Origin of the sequence: Micromonospora sp. NPDC051543, assembly GCF_044454415.1 — a bacterium.
GTDB lineage: Bacteria > Actinomycetota > Actinomycetes > Mycobacteriales > Micromonosporaceae > Micromonospora.
Map to the genome: position 1 here is coordinate 134,746 of NZ_JBITDT010000009.1, position 21,909 is coordinate 156,654.

Annotated in this window: 20 protein-coding genes and 1 riboswitch; of the genes, 3 read left to right on the top strand and 17 right to left on the bottom strand. The window is 73.4% G+C overall.

Annotation, left to right across the window (positions count from 1 at the left end; genetic code table 11):
* Window positions 1-2: 2 nt before the first annotated feature.
* The 6 genes from ACIA3K_RS18045 to rpe form a co-directional block, all read right to left on the bottom strand.
* Window positions 3-1,265 carry a bifunctional 3,4-dihydroxy-2-butanone-4-phosphate synthase/GTP cyclohydrolase II gene (locus ACIA3K_RS18045; RefSeq protein WP_396802307.1) on the bottom strand — a complete coding sequence of 421 codons (1,263 nt, stop codon included), beginning with the start codon at window positions 1,263-1,265 and terminating at the stop codon, window positions 3-5.
* Window positions 1,262-1,951 carry a nicotinamide riboside transporter PnuC gene (gene pnuC, locus ACIA3K_RS18050; protein ID WP_396802308.1) on the bottom strand — a complete coding sequence of 230 codons (690 nt, stop codon included), beginning with the start codon at window positions 1,949-1,951 and terminating at the stop codon, window positions 1,262-1,264. The genes ACIA3K_RS18045 and pnuC overlap by 4 nt, the downstream gene beginning before the upstream one ends.
* Window positions 1,951-2,568, bottom strand: a complete 618-nt coding sequence (locus ACIA3K_RS18055; protein ID WP_396802309.1) for a riboflavin synthase — start codon at window positions 2,566-2,568, stop codon at window positions 1,951-1,953. The genes pnuC and ACIA3K_RS18055 overlap by 1 nt, the downstream gene beginning before the upstream one ends.
* Window position 2,569: 1 nt before the next feature.
* Entirely contained in the window at window positions 2,570-3,631 is a 1,062-nt protein-coding gene (ribD, locus tag ACIA3K_RS18060; protein ID WP_396802310.1) for a bifunctional diaminohydroxyphosphoribosylaminopyrimidine deaminase/5-amino-6-(5-phosphoribosylamino)uracil reductase RibD, read from the bottom strand.
* Between the two features lie 159 nt (window positions 3,632-3,790).
* Window positions 3,791-3,961, bottom strand: a riboswitch (FMN riboswitch).
* 78 nt (window positions 3,962-4,039) lie between these two features.
* Window positions 4,040-4,996, bottom strand: a complete 957-nt coding sequence (locus ACIA3K_RS18065) for a response regulator (RefSeq protein WP_355053099.1) — start codon at window positions 4,994-4,996, stop codon at window positions 4,040-4,042.
* Window position 4,997: 1 nt separating this feature from the next.
* Window positions 4,998-5,678 carry a ribulose-phosphate 3-epimerase gene (rpe, locus tag ACIA3K_RS18070; protein ID WP_396802311.1) on the bottom strand — a complete coding sequence of 227 codons (681 nt, stop codon included), beginning with the start codon at window positions 5,676-5,678 and terminating at the stop codon, window positions 4,998-5,000.
* Window positions 5,679-5,932: 254 nt separating this feature from the next.
* Between rpe and ACIA3K_RS18075 the strand changes: the two genes are divergently transcribed.
* Both ACIA3K_RS18075 and ACIA3K_RS18080 read left to right on the top strand, forming a co-directional pair.
* Window positions 5,933-6,823 carry a septum formation family protein gene (locus ACIA3K_RS18075; protein ID WP_396802313.1) on the top strand — a complete coding sequence of 297 codons (891 nt, stop codon included), beginning with the start codon at window positions 5,933-5,935 and terminating at the stop codon, window positions 6,821-6,823.
* An 84-nt stretch (window positions 6,824-6,907) separates the two neighbouring features.
* Window positions 6,908-7,798: a septum formation family protein gene (locus ACIA3K_RS18080; protein WP_396802314.1), complete on the top strand. Its 891-nt coding sequence runs from the start codon at window positions 6,908-6,910 to the stop codon at window positions 7,796-7,798.
* Window positions 7,799-7,852: 54 nt separating this feature from the next.
* Here ACIA3K_RS18080 and ACIA3K_RS18085 read toward each other — a convergent pair whose 3' ends face one another.
* The 4 genes from ACIA3K_RS18085 to ACIA3K_RS18100 form a co-directional block, all read right to left on the bottom strand.
* The gene (locus ACIA3K_RS18085) at window positions 7,853-9,331 is read right to left on the bottom strand and encodes an RsmB/NOP family class I SAM-dependent RNA methyltransferase (RefSeq protein WP_396802519.1); all 1,479 of its coding nucleotides are present in this window, start codon (window positions 9,329-9,331) and stop codon (window positions 7,853-7,855) included.
* Entirely contained in the window at window positions 9,286-10,212 is a 927-nt protein-coding gene (gene fmt / locus ACIA3K_RS18090; RefSeq protein ID WP_396802315.1) for a methionyl-tRNA formyltransferase, read from the bottom strand. The genes ACIA3K_RS18085 and fmt overlap by 46 nt, the downstream gene beginning before the upstream one ends.
* A gap of 5 nt (window positions 10,213-10,217) precedes the next feature.
* Window positions 10,218-10,775 carry a peptide deformylase gene (gene def / locus ACIA3K_RS18095; protein WP_355243190.1) on the bottom strand — a complete coding sequence of 186 codons (558 nt, stop codon included), beginning with the start codon at window positions 10,773-10,775 and terminating at the stop codon, window positions 10,218-10,220.
* 110 nt (window positions 10,776-10,885) lie between these two features.
* Window positions 10,886-13,375 (bottom strand): ATP-binding protein, encoded by a 2,490-nt coding sequence (locus tag ACIA3K_RS18100; protein ID WP_396802317.1) that lies wholly within the window; start codon window positions 13,373-13,375, stop codon window positions 10,886-10,888.
* Between the two features lie 244 nt (window positions 13,376-13,619).
* Between ACIA3K_RS18100 and ACIA3K_RS18105 the strand changes: the two genes are divergently transcribed.
* Complete coding sequence (locus ACIA3K_RS18105) at window positions 13,620-14,900, top strand: hypothetical protein (protein WP_396802319.1); 1,281 nt, start codon at window positions 13,620-13,622, stop codon at window positions 14,898-14,900.
* 84 nt (window positions 14,901-14,984) lie between these two features.
* On the opposite strand, the gene ACIA3K_RS18110 is transcribed toward ACIA3K_RS18105, so the two are convergent.
* From ACIA3K_RS18110 to mihF, 7 genes are all read right to left on the bottom strand, one after another.
* Window positions 14,985-15,968, bottom strand: a complete 984-nt coding sequence (locus tag ACIA3K_RS18110) for an AAA family ATPase (RefSeq protein WP_357133425.1) — start codon at window positions 15,966-15,968, stop codon at window positions 14,985-14,987.
* 147 nt (window positions 15,969-16,115) lie between these two features.
* A complete protein-coding gene (locus ACIA3K_RS18115; protein WP_396802321.1) occupies window positions 16,116-18,029 on the bottom strand; it encodes a primosomal protein N' in 1,914 nt (637 codons plus the stop codon).
* Between the two features lie 59 nt (window positions 18,030-18,088).
* The gene (metK, locus tag ACIA3K_RS18120) at window positions 18,089-19,282 is read right to left on the bottom strand and encodes a methionine adenosyltransferase (protein WP_396802323.1); all 1,194 of its coding nucleotides are present in this window, start codon (window positions 19,280-19,282) and stop codon (window positions 18,089-18,091) included.
* Between the two features lie 87 nt (window positions 19,283-19,369).
* Window positions 19,370-20,578 carry a bifunctional phosphopantothenoylcysteine decarboxylase/phosphopantothenate--cysteine ligase CoaBC gene (coaBC, locus tag ACIA3K_RS18125; RefSeq protein ID WP_396802325.1) on the bottom strand — a complete coding sequence of 403 codons (1,209 nt, stop codon included), beginning with the start codon at window positions 20,576-20,578 and terminating at the stop codon, window positions 19,370-19,372.
* 14 nt (window positions 20,579-20,592) lie between these two features.
* Window positions 20,593-20,856, bottom strand: coding sequence for a DNA-directed RNA polymerase subunit omega (rpoZ, locus tag ACIA3K_RS18130; RefSeq protein WP_074318577.1), 264 nt, complete (start codon window positions 20,854-20,856; stop codon window positions 20,593-20,595).
* Window positions 20,857-20,920: 64 nt separating this feature from the next.
* On the bottom strand, window positions 20,921-21,454 hold the full coding sequence (locus tag ACIA3K_RS18135; protein ID WP_396802327.1) for a guanylate kinase: 534 nt from the start codon (window positions 21,452-21,454) through the stop codon (window positions 20,921-20,923).
* Window positions 21,455-21,479: 25 nt separating this feature from the next.
* Complete coding sequence (gene mihF, locus ACIA3K_RS18140) at window positions 21,480-21,797, bottom strand: integration host factor, actinobacterial type (RefSeq protein WP_007458370.1); 318 nt, start codon at window positions 21,795-21,797, stop codon at window positions 21,480-21,482.
* Window positions 21,798-21,909: the final 112 nt, after the last annotated feature.

Below are 21,909 nucleotides of genomic sequence, written 5' to 3' on the forward strand. Positions count from 1 at the left end.
CGTCATGCTCCGATCTCGTCGTTGGCGACCGGACGCCCCAGCGGCGCCTCGGACACCTCGTCCAACTCGTCCAGCAGGTGACCCATCCGGTCCCGCTTGGTGCGCAGGTAGCGCAGGTTCTCCGGGTGCGCGCCGGCCGGCAGGCCCTCGCGGCCGGTGATGGTGAGCCCGTAACCCTCCAGCCCGGCCCGTTTGGCCGGGTTGTTGGTGAGCAGTCGCATCGAGCGCACGCCCAGGTCGTAGAGGATCTGCGCGCCGGTGCCGTAGTCGCGGGCGTCGGCCGGCAGGCCCAGGTCGAGGTTGGCGTCGACGGTGTCGCGGCCCTGGTCCTGCAACTGGTACGCCTGGAGCTTGTGCAGCAGCCCGATGCCGCGCCCCTCGTGGCCGCGCATGTAGAGCACCACACCCCGGCCCTCGTGGGCGACCCGGGCCAGCGCGGCGTCCAACTGCGGCCCGCAGTCGCAGCGCAGCGAGCCGAACACGTCCCCGGTGAGGCACTCGGAGTGCACCCGGACCAGCACGTCCCGGCCGTCGCCGAGGTCTCCGATGACCATGGCGACGTGCTCGGCCGGGTCGTGCTCGGCGCGGTAGCCCAGCGCGCGGAACACCCCGTGCCGGGTGGGCATCCGGGCCTCGGCCACCATCTCGACCTGCTTCTCGGTACGCCGCCGGTAGGCGATCAGGTCGGCGATGGTGATCAGCACGAGACCGTGTTCGGCAGCGAACTTCTCCAGGTCCGGCAACCGCATCATGGTGCCGTCGTCGTTGACCAGCTCGCAGAGCACACCCGCCGGACGCAGCCCGGCGAGCCGGGTCAGGTCGATCGCGGCCTCGGTGTGCCCGGGCCGGCGCAGCACCCCACCCTCGCGGGCGCGCAGCGGCACCACGTGCCCGGGACGCGCCAGGTCCGTCGGGTCGGTGGCCGCGTCGGCGAGCAGTCGGATGGTGTGCGCGCGGTCGGCCGCTGAGATGCCGGTGCTGACCCCCTCCCGGGCGTCGACGGTCACCGTGTACGCGGTGCCACGCCGGTCCTGGTTGGTGTGGTGCATGGGCGGCAGGTCGAGCCGGTCCGCCTCGCTCTCGGTCAACGGCACGCAGACGTACCCCGAGGTGTAGCGCACCATGAACGCCATCAGCTCCGGCGTGGCCAGCTCGGCCGCGAAGATCAGGTCGCCCTCGTTCTCCCGGTCGGCGTCGTCGACCACGACGACCGGCCGTCCGGCCGCGACCTCGGCGATCGCCTGCTCGATGTCAGCGAAGCTCATGCGACGGCCTCCGTGTAGGTGGGCGGGAGCGCGGCGGCCGGGCGGGTGGCGCGCGATGTGTGCCACCAGGCGGCGAAGCCCCAGGCGCAGAGGGCGCCGTAGATCAGGTACATGACCGCCGACGGGTAGAACCCGCCGCGCAGCAGCAGCGGCACGCCGACGGCGTCCACCGCGATCCACACCAGCCAGAACTCGACCCAGCCGCGGGCCATGCCGTAGGTGGCGAGCAGGCTGCCGGTGAGGATCCAGGCGTCCGGCAGCGGACCCCAGGAGCCCAGCGCCGTGAGCAGCGGGTACGCCGCGGCGGTGCCGACGACGGCGGCCAGCAGCAGGGCGAGCCGTTCCCGGCCGGTGGCCCAGCGCGGCAGCACCGCGGCGTGCTGGGCGTCGGCCCGACGGTTGCGCTGCCAGCGCCACCAGCCGTAGACGCTCACCGCGAAGAAGAAGACCTGCCGGCCGGCCTGCCCGTACAGGTCGTGGGCCTGCGGGGTGGTGAACACGCCGCCGAGGAAGACGGTGAACAGCAGCGCGTTCCCGATCATGCCAACCGGCCACGCCCAGACCAGCCGGCGCAGCCCGAGCAGCGCCGAGATCAGGCCGAACGCGTTGCCGACGATCTCCCGGACCAGCACCGGCGAGCCGGCCACCTGCACCTGGGCGTCGAGGAGCCAGCCGATGGCGCTCATCAGGCCACCTCGCCGGTCTCGGTGAGCCGGCTGCCCAGCAGCCGCTCGACGTACTTGGCCACCACGTCGACCTCGAGGTTGACCGGGTCACCGACGCCTTTAGCGCCGAGGGTGGTCAGCTTGAGGGTGGTCGGGATGAGCCCGACGGCGAATTCGTCGACGCCGACGGCCGCCACGGTCAGCGACACGCCGTCGATCGTGATCGAGCCCTTCTCCACCACGTACCGCGACAGGTCGGCGGGGAGCCGGAACCGCACGGTCTCCCACTGCTCGGCCGGTTCGCGGGAGATCAGCTCGCCGACACCGTCGACGTGACCCTGCACGAGGTGCCCACCGAGGCGGCTGCCCAGCGCGGCGGCCCGCTCCAGGTTGACCGGGTCGCCCGCGTGCAGCGCGCCCAGCGCGGAGCGGCGCAGGGTCTCGCCCATGACGTCGGCGGTGAAGACGCCTTCCGCCGCGTCCACCACGGTCAGGCAGACACCGTTGACGGCGATGGAATCACCGTGCCGGGCGTCGGAGGTGACGAGCGGGCCCCGTACGGCGATCAGCGCGGAATCACCCGCCGTGGCCGTGACGCGCACGATCTCGCCCAATTCCTCGACAATGCCGGTGAACATGTCAGCCCTCCCTCTTTCGGGGCAAAGCGGTGATCCGGAGATCCGGACCGACCTGCGTAACGTCGACGAGCTCCAGATCGATGGCCTCAGCGATGGTCGTCACTCCCGCGTCGACCAGGGCGGTGGGGCCGGCGCCGAGCAGCCGCGGCGCGACGTACCCGACGATCTTGTCCACCAGGCCGGCGGCCAGAAACGCGCCGGCCAGCCGGGGCCCACCCTCGAGCAGCACCGCGCGGACGCCGCGCTGGTGCAGCGCCGCGAGCAGCGCCGGCAGGTCGACCCGGCCGTCCTTGCCCGCGCCGACCTCGGCGGCGGTCGCGATCCACGTCCGCGCGGCGCCGTCGCGGACCCGGGCGCCCTCCGGGGTACGCCCCGAGCTGTCCACCACCACCCGCAGCGGCTGCCGGATGGCCAGGCTGCCGTCGCGCAGGTTGCGGGCGGTCAGGCGCGGATCGTCGGCGAGCACAGTGCCCACCCCGGCGATGACCGCGTCGACGGTGCCGCGCAGCGCGTGCACGTCGATCCGGGCCGCCTCCGAGGTGATCCACATGCTGGTGCCGTCCGCGGCGGCGGACCGGCCGTCGAGGGTGGCGGCGTACTTCCAGATGACGTACGGCCAGCCCCGGCGCATCGAGGTCAGCCAGGCCACGTTGCCGGCCTCGGCCTCCTCGCCGCGTACTCCCAGGTCCACCTGGACCCCGGCGGTGCGCAACGTGGCGGCGCCGCCGGAGGCCACCGGGTTCGGGTCGGGTACGGCGATGACCACCCGGGCCACGCCGGCCTGGACCAGCGCGGTGCTACAGGGGCCGGTGCGGCCGGTGTGGTCGCAGGGTTCCAGAGTGACGACCGCCGTGCCGCCCTTGGCCAGCCGGCCGGCCTGGGCCAGCGCGACGATCTCGGCGTGCGGTCCGCCCGCGTACGCGTGGAAGCCCTCGCCTACAACCTGGCCGTCCGCGTCGAGCAGCACGCACCCGACCACCGGGTTGGGGCTGGTGGTGCCCAGCCCGCGCGCCGCCAACTCGATCGCACGCCGCATCGCCTCGTCGACGGAGACGCTGGCCATCGCCCTGTCCTGCCCTCTCACTCGCCTCATCGCGCGGGCGGTCAGGGAGGCGGTATGGACCGCAGGCAGGCGGCGGCGGATTCCGGGTACGGCACAGCCGACCCGGATGGGCGGCACGGCACGCTGAAGCCAGCGGCCGGCTGAAGACCCGTCCGTCCCGCGCGCTGTCTCCCATCCGGACTGTCTGGGCGCGGACGAGCCGCCCCCAACCGTCGGCCCCGGATTTTCACCAGGTCCACCGGGCGGCAGAGCCGTCCGGGTCGCGGGCTGACCACGGTTGGACCGTGGATCACCGCCGGTTCGGAATTTCACCGAGTCCCGCCAGCGCGTGGTGGGTACTTCGCAGTCTTACACGCCGAACCCGGCGTGTCGTTATCCAGGCGAGCTACTTCACAGCGGGATCACGCGTCAGGTGACGCCGCGCCGCCGGTCCACGGCGACGTACGACCCCGGTTGGCTCTTGGCGACCGTCTTCATCTCCGAGGCCACCGCGATGGCTTCGAGCGGGTCGGTGAACCGCTTGCCGGCGTCGGACAGCGAGACGCCGATCGAGAGCGTGACCAGGGCCGCCCGGCGGATGTTGCCGCGCCGGTCCTTCAGCTCGACGAAGCCGCGCTCACGGTCGTTCGCGTCGTAGAGCGTGTCGGCGGACTTCTCGAAGTCGACCACCGCCCGGGAGGTGAGCGGACGGACCTGGTCGGGCGCGCAGACGATCACGAAGTCGTCGCCGCCGACGTGGCCGAGGAAGGCCGGCGGCAGCCCCACCGCCACCACGGCCCGGTGCAGGCTGCGGGCCAGGGCGGAGATGAAGTCGTCGCCCCGGACGAAGCCGTACCGGTCGTTGACGCTCTTGAACCGGTCGATGTCGATGTAGCCGACCGCGTAGTCCACCCCCTGCCGGACCCGATCGCTGATCTCCCGCCGGATGCGGCTGTTGCCGGGCAGTCCGGTGAGCGGGGACACCTCCCGGAACTCCTTGTTGCGCCGCAGCGTCGAGGAGACCCGGGCCACCAGCTCGGCGGTGTCGAACGGCTTGACCAGGTAGTCGTCGGCACCCGCGCTGAGCCCGTGGACCTTGTCCACGGTCATCCCCTTGGCAGTCAGCATGATCACCGGCAGGGCGGAGGTCATCGGGTCGGCACGCAGCCGCCGGGTCAGCTCCAGCCCGTCGATGCGGGGCATCATGAGGTCGACCACGGCGAGGTCGGGCCGCTGGCGCTCGATGACCTCCAGGGCCTCCTGACCGTCGCTGGCGTGGATCACGTCGAAGCCGTGCAACCGCAGGTTGAACTCGACGAACCGGGCGATGTCCTCGTCGTCGTCGACGACGAGGATGACGTCCTTGCGGTCGGCCTCGGGCTCCATCTCAGGCCTCGGGCGCCGCGCGTTCCGCCAGCGCCCGCAGGTGCCGTACCGCCTCCGCCGGGTCGGCGGCGCCGTAGACGGCGGTGCCGGCCACGAACGCGTCGGCGCCGGCCGCGGCCGCCTGCTCGATGGTGTCGGCGGCGATCCCGCCGTCCACCTCGATGCGCAGCTCCAGGTGCCCGGCGTTCACGTGTCGGCGGGCGGCACGGACCTTGTCCAACAACTGCGGGATGAACCGCTGCCCGCCGAAGCCCGCCTTGATCGTCATGATCAACAGGGTGTCGAAGCTGGGCAGCAGGTCCAGGTACGGCTCGATCGGGGTGTCCCGGTCGATGGCCAGTCCGGCCTTCGCGCCGGCCGAACGCAGGTCCTTGGCCAGGGCCACCGGGTCGTCGGCCGCCTCGGCGTGGAACGTGACGTTGTACGCCCCGGCGTCGGCGTACCCCGGGGCCCACCGACGCGGATCGTCGATCATCAGGTGCACGTCGAACGGCATCGTGGTGGCGGCCCGCAGGCTCTGCACCACGGGCAGCCCGATGGTCAGGTTGGGCACGAAATGGTTGTCCATCACGTCCACGTGCAACCAGTCCGCGGCGTCCTCGACGGCACGGACCTCTTCGGCGAGGCGAGCGAAATCGGCGGCCAGGATGCTCGGCGCGACGATTGGCGGCGGTACGGTCACGGGGCCAGTGTACGAACGCGGCCACCCGCCGCCCGCAGCACGGCACCAACTCCGACACGCTGTGATCCAGCAGTGACCAGTAGTGCAGAATAAGCCGGTCCGGATCCTCGAATCCGGACGAACAGACATCAGTGGCTGGCCGATCGACCCAAACGCGACGACACTCCAAGCGGGACGGTGCCGTAGGCTGCACGCCCGCCGGGGTCGCGCCACGGGGCGCGGCGACCGGTCGCCAGCTCCCGGGAGGGCGGACGATGCGACGGTGGCTTGCAGCGCTGGCGCTGGTCGGCGTCACGACGACGCTGCTCGCCGGCTGCGCGCCGGCACGCGGCGCGGACGGTGATCTCACGGACGACTGGCCGGAACTGCGGGTTCCCCGACCGTTCACCCCGGCCACCGACACCTGCCTGCCCCGGATCACCGCGGTCGTGCAGGCCAGCACGTACGAAACCGTCGACTGCGCCCGCAGCCACCTCGCCGAGGCGATCCACGTCGGCACGTTCACCGGGCCGGCCGCGCGGGCCGGCGCCCGGCCGGGCCCGGGTTCGACCGCGCTGCGCGCGGCCCGCGCCGAGTGCGACCAGCGGGCCCGGGACGTGCTCGGGGGCGACTGGCACACGGCCCGGCTCACCCTGACGCTGTCGCTGCCCACGGCGCCGGCGTGGACCGGCGGCGCACGCTGGTTCCGCTGCGACCTCAGCGAGACCGACAGCATCGACAACACCCGCCCGGTGAACCGCGTCGGCAGCCTGCGTGGCGCGCTGATCGGCGACAGCCCGCTGACCCACCGCTGTTTCGACCCCAAGCTGATCGGCGACAACCTCAACTACATGGCCCCGGTGCTCTGCACCGAGCCGCACCGCGCCGAGTTCGTCGGCGTCTACGAGGAGAAGGACCTGAGCTGGGCGGCCTTCACCCGCTCTGGCGAGCAGGCGCACCGGCGCTGCATGGCGCTGATCGCCACGTACGTGGCCGTGCCCAACAACAGCGAGCTGCCGTACCGGGCCGGGTCCATCTACTACCCACCGTCGCAACGGGAGTGGGAGGAGGGCGACCGCGGGGTGCGCTGTTTCCTGTGGAGCGACGACCGGAAACTCACCCGTTCGATGCGCGGCGCCGGCCCCGAGGGACTGCCCGCGATCTGAGCTACGGTGCCGTATGCTGCTGCGCCGTGGCGTTACCGGCCGGCTGGAGGTCGACCGGAGGTCACCGGCGGCGGGAGGTCGAAGATGCGACGGTGGTTGACGGCGATTGCCGGGGGCGCGGCGTTGGCCCTGGCCCTCACCGGCTGCGGCACGCCCACCGGAGTTGACCGGAACCTCACCGACGACTGGCCGGCGCCCGTGGCGGCGAAGCAGTTCGTTCCCGAGGCCGGCGTCTGCCACCACTCCTTTCAGCAGGTCGGCTTCCTCAGCGGCTACAACCCGATGGAGTGCAGCGAGGCGCACCGGGTGGAGACCATCCACGTCGGCACGCTCACCGGGCCCGGCGCGGAGCGCGGCACCACCCCACCCCCGGGCTCCGAGGGCATGCGGGCCGCACAGGCCGGCTGCGAGAAGGAGGTCACCAAGGCGGTCGGCGGCGACTGGCGCTCCGGACGCCTGGGACTGAGCGTCGTGCTGCCGTCGTCGCCCGCCTGGGCCGGCGGCGCCCGCTGGTACCGCTGCGACGTCACCGAGATCGCCAGCATCGACGACACCGCCGTCGACCTGCGCACCGGCAGTCTGCGCGGCGCGCTGGCCGGCGCGGCCCCACTGGCCTACCGCTGCTTCAACCCGAAGCTGGTCAAGGACGACATCGAGGCGATGGTGCCGGTCTCCTGCACGGCGAAGCACCACGCCGAGTTCGTCGGTATCTGGCGGGCCCCGGACATCAGCTACGCGGAGTTCAACCGCACCACCAAGCGCACCCACCGGGCGTGCCAGTCGGTCACCGCCAAGTACGCCAAGGTGCCCGACGACTCCAAGCTCGACTTCCGCGCCGGAACGATCTACTACCAGCCGTACGAGCAGGAGTGGAAGAACGGCAACCGTGGGGTGCAGTGCTTCCTGTGGATCAGCGACCGGAACCTGACCCGCTCGATGCGCAACGCCGGCGACAAGGGCCTCCCGGTCACCTGACCCCGCACCGCTCCGGCCGCTCGACGTTCCGAGCGGCCGGACAACGGTGTGGGGTCAGCCCTTGCGCAGGACGGCGAGGAACATCGCGTCGGTGCCGTGCCGGTGCGGCCACAGCTGCACGGTGGGGCCGTCACCCAGGCCGGGCATACCGGCCGGCAGCAACGGTCGGGCGTCGACGAAGTCCACCGCCACACCGCTGCGGCGGGCCGCCTCGGTGACCGTCACGTGGGTCTCCACGGTGTGCGGCGAGCAGGTCACATAGGCGACCAACCCGCCCGGCCGAACCGCCCGCAGCGCGGCGCCCAGCAGCTCGCGTTGCAGCCGGGTCAGCGGCGGCAGGTCCGACGGCTGCCGCCGCCAGCGCGACTCGGGACGCCGGCGCAGCGAGCCCAGCCCGGTGCACGGCGCGTCCACCAGCACCCGGTCGAAGTGGCCCTCCGGCAGCTTCGGGTCCGCGCCGACCTCACGACCGTCCATCGCGAGCACGGTGACCGGCAGACCCCGGGTCGCCTGGGACACCAGCCGGGCCCGGTGCTCGGCCACCTCCACGGCGGTCAGGCGGGCACCCCGCTGCGCGGCGATCGCGCCGAGCAGCCCGGCCTTTCCGCCGGGGCCGGCGCACAGGTCCAGCCAGCGCCCGTCCGGGCCGTCCAGCGGCGCGTCGGCGAGCGCGGTGGCCACCAGTTGGGAGCCCTCGTCCTGGACGTGGGCGCGGCCGTCGACCACCGCCGGGATGTCGCCCGGCGCCCCGCCGGGCAGATAGACGGCGTACGGCGAGAAGGCGCCGGGCGCTCCGCCGACCTCGTCGGCCAACTCGACCGGGTCGATCAGCCCGGGCCGGGCACACAGGTGCACCGGGGGGCGCTCGTTGTCCTCGATCAGGAGTCGGGCCGTCTCGCCCAGGTCACCCCCGAGCGCCTCGGAGAAGGCCCGCACGATCCACTGCGGGTGGCTGTACGCCAGCGCCAGATGCCCGACCGGGTCGGTCTCCATGGGCGGGGCGAGCTTGGCCACCCACGCGTCGATGTCGCGGGTCGACACCTCGCGCAGCACCGCGTTGGCGAACCCGGCCGCGCCCGGCGCGACCGAGCGGACCAGGTCCACGGTCGACGACACGGCCGCGTGCGGGGGCACCCGCGTGTGCAGGAGCTGGTACGCCCCGATCCGCAACGCGTCGCGTGCCGGCGGGTCGATCCGGGCCACGTCCCGGCCGGCCGCGTCGCTGAGGATCGCGTCCAGCGTGCCCAGGTGACGCAACGTGCCGTAGGTCAGCTCGGTGGCGAAGGCGGCGTCGCGGCCGTACAGCCCCTCCTCGCGCAGGATGGTGGGCAGCACCAGGTTGGCGAAGGCGTCGTCGCGGTGCACGGCGGCCACCGCCTCGTACGCCGCGCGGCGCGGCCGGTCCAGCGGGGGTCGCGCCGGCCGGCGGTCGCCACCACGGCCGGTCGACGGACCGCCCCGGTACGGACGCGTCCCCTCCGGGGCCGTCACGCGAGTCCCTCGCCGGCGCTGACGCGGACGCCGCGCGCCCAGTCGGTGGCCGCCATGGCCCGCTTGCCCGCGGCGCGGACCTCGCCGAGGCGCACCGGCCCGGTGGCCGTGCCGGCCAATACGCGGGTCTTCTCCACCAGCAACTCCCCCGGTTTCAGGTCCGGGCCGTCGGCCACCGTCACGACCGGACCGAGCTTCACCCGCTCGTCGCGGAAGGTCGTCCACGCGCCGGGCGCCGGGGTGCAGGCGCGGATCCGCCGGTCCACCGCGAAGGCCGGGTCGGACCAGCGGACCCGGGCGTCCTCCACGGTCAGCTTCGGCGCGAGGGACACCCCGTCGGCCGGCTGCGGCTCGGCGCGGGCGGTGCCGTCGGCGATCGCGTCGAGCACGGCCACGAGCAGCCCCGCGCCACTGTCGGCGAGGCGCTCCAGCAGGTCGCCGGAGGTGTCGCCGGGACGGATCTCGTCGGTCAGGGTGCCGTAGACGGGCCCGGTGTCCAGGCCCTGCTCCAGCTCGAAGACGCTGGCCCCGGTCACCTCGTCGCCGTGCAGCACCGCGTGCTGCACCGGCGCGGCACCCCGCCAGGCCGGCAGCAGCGAGAAGTGCAGGTTGATCCAACCGTGACGGGGGATCTCCAGCGCGGACGGCGGCACCAGCGCGCCGTAGGCCACCACCGGCACGCAGTCCGGGGAGAGCGCGCGCAGCCGGTCGAGGAACTCCGGGTCGCGGGGACGGGCCGGCGTGAGGACCTCGACGCCGTGCTCGTCGGCCCACACGCCGACCGGGGAGCGGGACAGGCCCCTCCCCCGTCCGGCGGGCGCGTCGGGTCGGGTGATGACGGCGACCAGCTCGTGCCGGGAGGCCGCGACGGCGGCCAGGGCCGGTACGGCCACCGCCGGGGTGCCGGCGAAGATCACACGCATCCGGGTCACCGACCCAGACCGAAGGGGTCGCTGATGTGCGGGCTCAGCTTGACCGTGGGCGGGGCCGAACCGTCGTACCACTCGGCCTGGCGGATCGCCTTCATGGCCTCCTTGCGCCCCTGCGCGTCCAGCCGGTCCAGGAAGAGCACGCCGTCGAGGTGGTCGGTCTCGTGCTGCACGCAGCGCGCCATCAGACCGCTGCCGACGATCTGCATCGGGTCGCCGAACGAGCTGAAGCCCTTGGCGACGACGTTCTGCCGACGCTTGGTGTCGAAGTAGAGCCCGGGGATCGACAGGCAGCCCTCCGGGCCGTCCTGCTCCTCCTCGTCGGGGAACTCCAGCACGGGGTTGATCAGGTGCCCGAGCACGTCGTCGACGTCGAAGGTGAACACCCGCAGGCTCACGCCGAGCTGCGGCGCGGCCAGGCCGGCGCCGTTCTGCTCCCGCATCGTGTCGGTGAGGTCGGCGACGAGCCGACGTAGCTCGGCGTCGAAATTGACCACCGGATCGGCCGGCGTGCGCAGCACCGGATCCCCAAAAAGACGGATGGGCTGGACGGTCACGCGGGACGGCTCCTTCGTCGGACGGGCGGGCGGTGCCGTACCAGTCTACGGAGTGCCCGGCAGCGCGCCGACCGGCGTACCTCGATCGGCCGGGGCCGGTGTGCCCAGCGTCACCGCCCGGCCTCCGCGACCGTGGTCCCGGCCAGCAGGGCACGGACCCGCTCGGCGTCGGGATGGCCGAGGTCGTCGAGGATGCGCAGGGCGCGTCGCCAGGTCCGGACCGCGCCGACGGTGTCCCCCGCCGCCTGCCGGCTCTCGCCGAGCCGGGACAGGGTGTCCGCCTCGTCGTACCGGTCGCTGATCCGCCGGTAGAGCCGGAGCGCGCGCCCGTAGCAGCGGATCGCCTCGGCGTGGTCACCCAGGCGGGCGTGGATGAAGCCGAGGCTGTCCCAGGTGTTCGCCTCACCGTGCCGGTCACCGGTGCGGCGCAGCAACGTCAGCGCCTGCCCGCAGTGCGTGAGCGCCGGGGCGTACTGCCCGAGCTGGGCGTGCGCCCAGCCGACCGCGTTGCGGGCGCTCGCCTCCCCGGCGAGGTGGCCGGCGTCGCGGTACAGCGCCAGCGCCCGCTGCCCGTGCTCCAGCGCCTCGGCGTGCCGGCCGAGACCGTCGAGCATCGCCCCGAACGCCCGGTGGGTACGCGCCTGCCCGGTGTGGTCACCCAACGCCCCGAAGATCGTCAGCGCCTCCCGGTAGTTGGTCGCCGCCTCGTCCACCCGGCCCAGCCGGGACAGCACCCGGGCGAGGTCCCGGTGGGCGTTGGCCTGCCCGAGTCGGTCGCCCGCCCGGCGGGCCCCGGCCAGGGCGGTCCGCTGGGCGTCGGCGAGGTCGGGCCAGCGCCCCCGGCGTTGCAGGAAGTCCACCAGCGTCCACGCCAGCTGCCAGGCGTGGCCGTCGAACCCGACGTGCCGGGCGTGCGCGACCGCCGCCAGGAGCACCGGGTACTCGGTGGTGAACCAGGCGAGCGCCCGCCCGTGGTCGACGATCTCCTCCGGCCGCACACCGGGTGCGACCGGGGCCAGGGTGACCGGATCCCGGCCCGGTTGCAGCAGCAGCGCGGCCGCGTGGGCGGTGTGCAGGTAGTGGTCCAGTCCGCGCCGGATCGCAGCCCGTCGGGCGCCGGCCGGCTCGAACCGTTCGGCCTGCTGGACGGCGTACGCCCGGAGCAGGTCGTGCGCGCTGAACCGCCCGGGGGCGTGCTCGGTGACGAGGTGCGCGTGGGCCAGTTCCGCCAGCAGTCGGGGCGCCTGCTCCCGGGGCACCCCGGCCAGGCTGGCCGCCGCCGCCACGCCGATGTCCGGGCCCGGGTGGCAGCCGAACAGCCGGAACAGCCGTGCGGCCGGGGGCGTCAGGCTCCGGTAGGACCAGGAGAACACGGCCTGCACGTCGGTGCCGGCATCACCGGCGTCGAACGATTCCAACGGGCGAGGCGCCTCGCGCAGCTCGGCCGCGAGGCTGGCCAGGGGGAACCCGGGATTCGTCGCGCCCCGCGCGGCGAGTACCGCCAGCGCCAGCGGCAACCGCGCGCACCGCTCGATGATCTCGTCCACCGCCCCTGGCTCGAGGGTCAGCCGGTCCGCGCCGAGTCGGCGGGCCAGCAGCTGCCACGCCTCGGCGGCGCTGAGCAACTCCACCCCCACCGGCCGGGCGCCCTCGGCGGCGACCAGACCGGACAGGCGGTTGCGGCTGGTGACCAGGACCAGGCAGGTCGGGCTGCCGGCCAGCAGCGGCCGGACCTGCTCGGCGTCGCGGGCGTTGTCCAGCAGCACCAGCATCCGACGGCCCGCGAGCAGGCTGCGGTACAGACCCACCTGCGCGCTCAGATGGGTGGGGATCCGTTCGGGCGGTACCTCGAGGGCCTCGAGAAACCCCCGGACCGCCTCGACAGGCGTCACCACCGTGCCGGTGGAGTCGAATCCCCGCAGGTCGACGTAGAGCTGACCGTCCGGGAAGCGGTCGGCGACGCGATGCGCCCAGTGCACCGCCAGGGTGGTCTTGCCGACCCCGGCCGTACCGGAGAGGGTCACCACCCCGGCCGGCGCCAGGCCGCCGTCGTCCGCGGCGTCCGGACTGGCACAGGCGGCGTCGAGCTGCGCGAGCTGGGCGGTACGTCCGACGAATCCGGGCAGTGCCGGGGGCAGTTGACGGGGTACGGGGAGGCGGCTCGGCGTCGCGGCGACGCGTGCGCCGCCGCCCTGGGGGCGCGCCGACCCGGCGCCCGCCCGTACGTCGGTCGCGTGGTCACCGGTCGGACGTCGGCGTCGCTCCTCGATCCGGTCCCGCGCGGTGGCCAGCACGCCCTGCTCGGTGGGGCTCGCGCCGAGCAACCGGATGAGCGCGTCGAACCGCTCCGGCGGGGGCAGGACGTTGCCGGCGAAGTACTCCCCGATGATGCCGCGTGACCAGCCCGTCTTCGCGGCCAACTGCCGGTAGGTCAGCCGGGTCTCGCCCTGTTGCCGTGCTTCGCGGCGGCGCAGTTGGCGCAGCAGACCGGCCAGATCCGGCAGGGTCTGCGCCGCGACGGCACGGCGTGCCACGTCGCACGCCCCGGGCGACTCCTGCGCCCCGGCACGAACGCCGGGAGGAATCCACTGGTCGGACATGCGGCCCCCACCCCCCTCGCGGTCACCCGGCGCCCCGGATGCCGACACGGGCAGGCTAGACGCGGCTACCAGCGGTGAGATAGGAGATCGCCGATGTTTGACAGTTCACATCGGACCTTTCGCCGTCCGTTGGTGTCCGACCGTGTCCAATCCCGTCCAGGATCGCCGTTCGGATCGGACGTCGCGTGCCACCGTCCCTGGTGCGGGCCCGGCCCGCGCCACGAACCCTGGGGAAGGGGTACAGATGATCCGTCCACACCCGAACGCCCGACGGTCCGCGTCGATGCTGCGTCGCATCGCCGTGGCCGCCTGCGGCCTCACGCTGCTCGTCACGGGCGTGACCGCCACGTCGGCCACCGCCGCGCCGAAGGGCAAGGCCACCACCACCGGATCGTTCGTCGACAGCACCGCAGTGCCGGGCGGCTTCGCCTCCTGGTCGGAGCTGCTCCAGTTGCAGCAGCGGATGAACACCGCCGCCACCCAGATCACCAACGCCGCGCAGCGCAGCGCGAACTCCGGCTTCGCCGGCATCGTCGCCGATCCCGCCACCCGTCATCTCCAGGTCTACTGGAAGGGCGAGCCGCCGGCCCGACTGGTGGCCAACGCCCGGGCCACCGTCGCGACGACGGTGCTGCCCGCGGCGTACTCGCAGCGGGAACTCATGGTCGCGGCCGACAAGCTGCGCGCCACGGCCGGCGACAAGATCACGACGGTGGGGCCGCGCGCCGACGGCGCGGGCCTGTTGGTCGGTACGCAGAGCGGTCTGCTCGGGGCGACGGCTCTCGCTGGCGTTCCGGTGACCGTCCAGACCGGCGTCGCCGCCGCTCCCGCCACCCGGTGGGACGACAGCCCGCCCTGGTGGGGTGGCGCCGCGTGGCGCAACACCTCCACCGGTGGCGGCTGCTCGACCGGCTTCGGCGTCTTTGCGGGCGGGGTGTCGCGGGTGCTCTCCGCCGCGCACTGCGCCAACCTCAACGTCGTGGCGGCCGACCCGACCGGGCAGACCATCGGCACCGTCATCAGCCGCAACGTCAGCAGCGACACCCTGCTCATCGCGGGCAGCGGCGGCGGGCGGGTCTTCAACAACAGCACGGACGCGGCCGGCGCGGTGGTCAGCGAGTTCAGCAACCAGGTGATCGGCGCGCAGGCCAGCCAGGTCGGCAACTGGGTGTGCAGCTCGGGCGCGTACTCCGGCACCCGGTGCTCGATCCAGGTCAAGGCCCGCAACCTGTGCATCAACGTGCGCAACTTCGGCACGGTCTGCGGTCAGGTGCAGGCGGAGAACACCGCCCACACCAACGCGGTCGGCCAGGGTGACAGCGGCGGCCCAGTGGAGATCGTGAACGCGGCGAACACCCTCCAGGTCTGGGCGACCGGCACCAACACCGCCATCGACGACACCAACACGTCGACGGCGTGCACCGGCTACGTTCCCAACGGCCGGGTGTGCGCCTGGCGGTTCTACTACGAGGACATCTTCTCCGGCATGGCCGGCGTGGGCGCCTCCGGGGTCGTCCTGGGCTGACGCCTTCGCACCACGATCGTCCAACCCGACACCCGGGCCGGCGCGCATCCCGCGCGCCGGTCCGGCGTCGCGCTCAGACTGCGCCTAGGCGCCGACGCCCGTGTCCGCGGCGAGCACGGCGTCGCCGCGGAGCAGCGCCGGCTCCGGCAACGGCAGGTGGATCTTGTGAGCGGCCTCCCAGTCGTAGACCAGGCCCGGCCGCACCTGCGCGGCGAAGTAGTCCACGGCGCTCATCCCGCCGACCACCGGCTCGTCGACCTCGGCGACCAGTTGGGCCGGCACCAGGGAGAAGCCGTTCTGCAGGGCGGCGCTGAGCCGCCGGTGACCGTCGACGACGAAGAAGTACTCCCCCGTGAAGCCGATCTTGAGCGGCTCCAACGACTCGTCGCCGGCCTCGGCCACGTCGCCGACGAACTCGCTGTCCCAGAGGCCACGCAGGGTGGCGATGTCCTCGGTCGGGTAGACCCGCGCCGGATCCAGCAGCAGCAGCGGCGGGCCGTCGCGCAGCACCTCGGCGCCGAGCGTGCCCTCGTACGCGGCGACGATGTGCTCGACCACCTCGGCGGCGGAGGCCCGGGTGGTGTCACAGATCAGGTCGTAGTTGCGCAACCGCGCCTTGTCCACCCCGTAGCGGAGGATGAACCGGCTGCGCTCGCTGGCGCTGCGCTCGCGGAGCTTGGCCTTGGCCTCCTCGTGCGAGGCGTAGCTCTCCGCCGGGCCGGACGGACGGGCCAGCACCCGGCGGGCCGCCTCACCCGGCTCGGTGATCATGTGCACCTTGAGCGCGTCGGTGAAGAAGTGCCAGGCCAGCCGCGAATCCATGATCAGGTGTTCGCCGGAGGCGGCGATGTCGCGCTGGAGCTGGTCGACGTACCCGTCGACAGCCTGGTCCAGCTCGGCGTGCAGGTTGAGTTGCAGGGCGGTCATCTGCCGCTGCTGCGCCATCTCCCGATAGAGGTCACCCACGCTGACCCGGCGCATACCGAGCCGCTTGGCGATCTCCACCGACACGGTGCTCTTGCCGCTGCCGAGGTCGCCGTTGAAGACGATCGATTGTCGAACGGTCACGACTGGTCCACCCCTGATAACCGGCTTCCTGACATCATCGACAGCCCGAGCATGACGGGCGATGCTACCACCTCGTCACCAGCCTTCTGCCGGACGCGGTGTGCGGGCACCGGTCGCCGCGCCCGCCTGCCACCGCCGGCAAAACGGTCAGAACAGGCTCAGCGGATCGACCTGGAGACGAACCGGCTCGGCGGCCTTGCGGGCGGCGCGCACCCCGGCGGCCGAGTGCAGGGCCTCGGCGAGCGCGGCGGCCCGCGCCCGGGGCACCCGCAGCAGCATCCGCTCGCGCCCCTCGTCGGCCGGCACGGGCCCGAGCACCTCGGCGTCGGCGGGCAGTCGGGCCTCGGCGAGCAGGTCGGCCACCGCCTCGGCCGGGCCGGTGACGCTCGCCATCCGGACGGCCGGCGGGAAGCCCAGCTCGCGGCGCTCGGCCAGCTCCCGGTCGGCGAACCAGGCGGCGTCCCAGCGCAGCAGCGCCTGCACCGGGGCGAGCGCGCCGTCGGCGACGACCACCACGCGGCCGGCCGGCGCCGGGCGGGCCAGAGCCGCCGCGGCCAGCCAGCGGCGCAGCGCCTCCTCGCCGGCACGCAGGTCGGCCCGGGTCAGCAGGGCCCACGAGTCGAGCAGCAGCACCGCGCCGTAGCCGCCCGCCGCGACCGGCTCGGCACCGGGCGTGGCGACGACCAGGGCGGCCGTGCCGGGCACGTCGGTCAACACCTCCTCGCGTCCCGAGGTCCGCACCGGCACGTCGGGGAACGCCCGGCCCAGCTCCTCGGCGGTACGCCGGGCGCCGGTGACCGCCGCCCGCAACCGCCGACCGCCACACTGGGGACAGGCGTACGCGGCGGCGACCCGGGCGCACCACCGACAGACCGGGGTGCCGCCGGCCGACGGCAGGGCGAGCGGGCCGGCGCAGTGCGCGCAGCGGGCCGGGGTGCGGCAGTCGGCGCAGGAGACCGAGGGCAGGTAGCCGCGGCGGGGCACCTGCACGAGCACCGGCAGACCCGCCCGGAGCGCGTCGCGGGCGGCCGTCCAGGCCAGGCTGGGCAGCCGGGCGGTGGCCGCACCGGGATCACGGGCGAGCTGCGGGTCGTCCCCGGTCGGCGCGATGGCCGGTATCCGCGCCCGCACCGTCGCCCGGTCGGCGACCACCTCGCGGGCCCAGCCGGTCTCCACCAGCAACTGCGCCTCGGCCGTACGCGCGTACCCGCCGACCAGCGCTGCGGCCTCGCCGAGCCGCGCCCGGGTGAGCAGCACGTCCCGGGCGTGCGGGTAGGGCGCGCGGGGTTCGGAGTGCAGGTCGTCCCCGTCGTCCCAGACGGCGACGAGACCGAGCCGGCGCACCGGGGCGAACATCGCCGCCCGGGTACCGATGACCACCGGCACCTGCCCGCGACGGGCGGCGAGGAACGCCCGGTAGCGCCGGGCCGGCCCGAGGGCGGCGGAGAGAGCGACGTGCCGCCCCGGGCCCAGCACGTCGGTCAGCGCCGCGTCGAGACGGTCGAGGTCGCGCGCGTCCGGCACGACGACCACCCCGCCGCGGCCACCGGCGACGGTGGCGGCCACAGCGTCGGCGTAGCGGGCGGCCCAGTCCTCGCCGGGCAGCGCGGACCAGACCGCACGGGCGGGCCGGCCGTCGGTGAGCGCCCGCAACAGCGCCGGCCCGGCCGGATAGTCCCGCCATCCCCTCGGGTCGACCGGCTCCCCCGGCGCGGCCTCCGGCGTGGACTCCTCGTCGTGGGGCTCCTTCTCGACACGGGCGTGTCGGGGTGGCACGGCGAGCCGGAGGACGTCGGCGAGATTGCCCGCGTACCGGTCGGCGACCGCGCGGGCCAGACGGGCGACCTCGGGGGTCAGCACCGGCTCGGGCGAGACGACCTTCTCCAGGTAGGCGAGGCGGCCGGTGTGCCCGGAGTCGTCCGCCCGGGACAGCAGCCATCCGTCGACCAACTGCCCCGCGAAACGCACCTTGACCCGGGTGCCGGGCACCGCCACGTCGTCCAGCTCGGCCGGCACGAGGTAGTCGAACGGGCGGTCCAGATGCGCCAGCGGCACGTCCACGCAGACGCGCGCGACCGGCGACCCCGGTGCGGGTCGCCGGTCGCTAGGCCTGGTGGCGGTCAGGCTCCCGCAGCCGACTTGAGGTCGGCGGCCCGGTCGGTGTTCTCCCAGGTCAGGTCCGGCAGCTCCCGGCCGAAGTGGCCGTACGCGGCGGTCTGCTGGTAGATCGGGCGGAGCAGGTTGAGGTCCCGGATGATCGCGGCCGGGCGCAGGTCGAACACCTCGGAGACGGCGCTCTCGATCGAGGCGACCGGCACGGTCTCGGTGCCGAACGTCTCGATGAAGAGGCTCACCGGGTGCGCCTTGCCGATGGCGTAGGCGACCTGCGCCTCGCACCGCTCGGCGAGGCCGGCGGCGACCACGTTCTTGGCCACCCAGCGCATCGCGTACGCGGCCGACCGGTCCACCTTGGACGGGTCCTTGCCGGAGAACGCGCCGCCGCCGTGCCGGGCGTACCCGCCGTAGGTGTCGACGATGATCTTGCGGCCGGTCAGGCCGGCGTCACCCATCGGGCCGCCGATCTCGAACCGGCCGGTCGGGTTGACCAGCAGCCGGTAGCCGTCGGTGTCCAGGCCGAGGCTCTCCAGCTCGGGCGCGATGACGGAGTCGCGCACGTCGGGGGTGAGCAGCGACTCCAGCGAGATGTCCGCGGCGTGCTGGCTGGACACCACGACGGTGTTCAGCCGGACCGGGCGCAGCCCCTCGTACTCGATGGTGACCTGGGTCTTGCCGTCCGGCCGCAGGTACGGAATCGTGCCGTCCTTACGGACCGCGGCGAGCCGACGCGCCAGCCGGTGGGCCAGGGCGATCGGCAGCGGCATCAGCTCCGGCGTCTCGGAGCAGGCGAAGCCGAACATCATGCCCTGGTCGCCGGCGCCCTGGGCGTCCAACGCGCTCTCCGAAGCCCCGGTCCGCAGCTCGAAGGCGTTGTCGACGCCCTGCGCGATGTCCTCGGACTGCGCGCCGATCGAGACGCTGACCCCGCAGGAGGCGCCGTCGAAACCCTTCTTCGACGAGTCGTACCCGATGTCGAGGATGGTCCGGCGGACGATGGTGGGGATGTCGGCGTACGCCTTGGTGGTGACCTCGCCGGCGATGTGCACCTGGCCGGTGGTGATCATGGTCTCGACGGCGACCCGGCTGTGCGGGTCCTCGGCGAGCAGCGCGTCGAGGATGCCGTCGCTGATCTGGTCGGCGATCTTGTCCGGGTGGCCTTCCGTGACCGATTCGGACGTGAAGAGGCGGCGTGTCACGGCACTCCTAAGCGTGTGAGGTCGTTCCGCGGCAGTCTAGTCACCGCTGCGGTCGGTGTCGGGGTCGGTCGCGCCCTGTTCCACCCGTCAGGAGCGATTGGCCAGCCGCGCCACGACGAGGTCCCACACGGTGTCGGCCACCGCTTCCTTGGCCTGCTCCGGCAGACGACTCACCGAGCCGTCCGCGCCGATGACCGTCACCGTGTTGGTGTCGGCGCCGAAGACCCGGTCCGGACCGACCTCGTTGACCACGATGAGGTCAGCCCGCTTGCGGGCCAGCTTCGCCCGGCCGTTGGCCTCCGCGTCGCCGGTCTCGGCGGCGAACACCACCAGCACCTGCCCCGGTCGCTTGCGCTGGCCGAGCTCCGCCGCGATATCGGGATTCGTGACGAGCTCGATGGTGGGAGCGACACCGTCGTCCGACTTCTTGATTTTGCCAGGCGCGTACGTCGCCGGTCGGAAATCGGCCGGAGCCGCCGCCATCACGACCGCGTCGGCCTCGTCGGCGGCCTTCAGGGTCGCCTCGCGCAGCTCGGCGGTCGTGCCGACCCGGACGAGGTCGACCCCGGCGGGGTCGGCGAGCGAGACGTTGGCCGCGATCAGCGTGACCTGCGCGCCTCGGGCGACCGCCGAACGCGCGAAGGCGTAGCCCTGTTTGCCCGAGGAGCGGTTGCCGAGGAAACGGACCGGGTCCAGCGGCTCGCGGGTGCCCCCGGCGGTGACGACCAGCCGGCGACCCGTCAGGTCCGCCGGGGCGGAGGCGCCTCGAGCGAGGACCTGGCGGGCGACCGCGAAGATCTCCGCCGGGTCGGGCAGCCGGCCCTTGCCGGTGTCGGCGCCGGTGAGCCGCCCGACGGCCGGCTCGATCACCCGGACGCCCCGGGAGCGCAGCGTGGCGACGTTGGCGACGGTGGCCGGGTGCTCCCACATCTCGGTGTGCATGGCCGGGGCCAGCACCACCGGGCAGCGGGCGGTCAGCAACGTGTTGGTCAGCAGGTCGTCGGCGAGCCCGTGGGCGGCCTTGGCGAGCAGGTCGGTCGTGGTCGGCGCGACCACCACCAGGTCGGCCTGCTTGCCGAGGCGGACGTGCGGCACCTCGTGCACGTCGGACCAGACGTCGTCGGCGACCGGCTGGCCGGAGAGCGCCGCCCAGGTCGGCGCGCCGACGAATCTCAGCGCCGACGCGGTCGGCACGACTCGGACCCGGTGGCCCGACTCGGTGAAGAGTCGCAGCAGCTCACATGCCTTGTAGGCAGCGATGCCGCCGCCGACCCCGAGGACGATCGAGGCGGACATCGACGGGGACGGGCCTACGGCTGGTCGGTCGGCTCGGCGGTGAGCAGGCCACCGTTGATCTCGCGCATGGCGATGGAGAGCGGCTTCTCCTGCGGGGTGGTCTCGACGAGCGGGCCGACGTACTCCAGGAGGCCCTCACCGAGCTGGCTGTAGTAGGCGTTGACCTGGCGCGCGCGCTTGGCGGCGAAGATGACCAGCGCGTACTTCGACGTCGTCTTCTCGAGGAGCTCGTCGATCGGCGGGTTGGTGATGCCTTCGGGGTTGGCGATGGATCCCACGAATTAACCTCTGCGTCTTTCGAGCCGCGCGGACGCGGTGCTGAGTCCCGACGGCGGCCGGCCGTCAGCCACGCAGGCGTGACCAGGCCGGATCCGGATGAGTTGAACCGAGTAAGCCTACCAGCTCGTCCGCCACCCGATCGGTGAGGTCGTGCGTGAGGGTGTCCGCGAAGGCGGCCGCCACGGCCGCGTCGGGCCGGCGTCCGGGCGGGATCAGCAGCACCAGACGCGCGTCGGGCAGTCGTTGCCGCACCAGCCGGGCCCCGGTCACGTCGAGCGGAAGCAGGACCTGCTGCCCGGCGTCGAGCCGGGCGCGCAGCGGCGGGTGCAGGGTCCCCCGGCGGTACGCGCCGATCCGGGACCACTCCAGCAGCTCGCCGGCGGCCACCCGGCGCTCGAACTCGGCCGGGGCGAGAAAGACCCGTTGCTCCCCGTCCGTCTCCGGCTCCCGGCGCGGCCTGGTCGTTGCCGGCACCGGGATCCACACGGACGGGAAACGCGCCCGGACGAGCTCGACGACACTCTCCCTGCCGGAACCCGAAGGTCCAGCCAGGACAGTGAGCCGAGCCGCCGGGCGCGCCTCGTCATCCGTGCTCACTGCTTGTTTCTACACGCTGCCAGGTTCAGTTGGCGGCGAACTCTCCAAGCAGTGCCTTGCGCTGCTGCTCGCCGAGGCCGCGCAGACGACGGCTGTCGGCGATCTTGAGCTTCTCCATGATCTGGGTAGCCCGGATCTTGCCGATGCCCGGCATCGCCTGCAGGACGGCCGAAACCTTGAGCTTGCCGACGACGTCGTCGCTCTCGGCGCGCTCGAGGACGGCGCCAAGGGTGGTCTTGCCCTGCTTGAGCTGCTCCTTCAGCTCGGCACGGGCCTTGCGGATCTCCGCGGCCTTCTCGAGCGCGGCAGCGCGCTGTTCGGGGGTCAGTGACGGGAGCGGCACCAGTTCTCCTCAGGTCCCTATCGCGGCGGGCGGGGCGCACCGCCGCATCTGTGAAACGTGGTGTCGCTGTGAACCAAGGGGTCCATGGTTCCCAGCGCGGGGAAAACTAGCG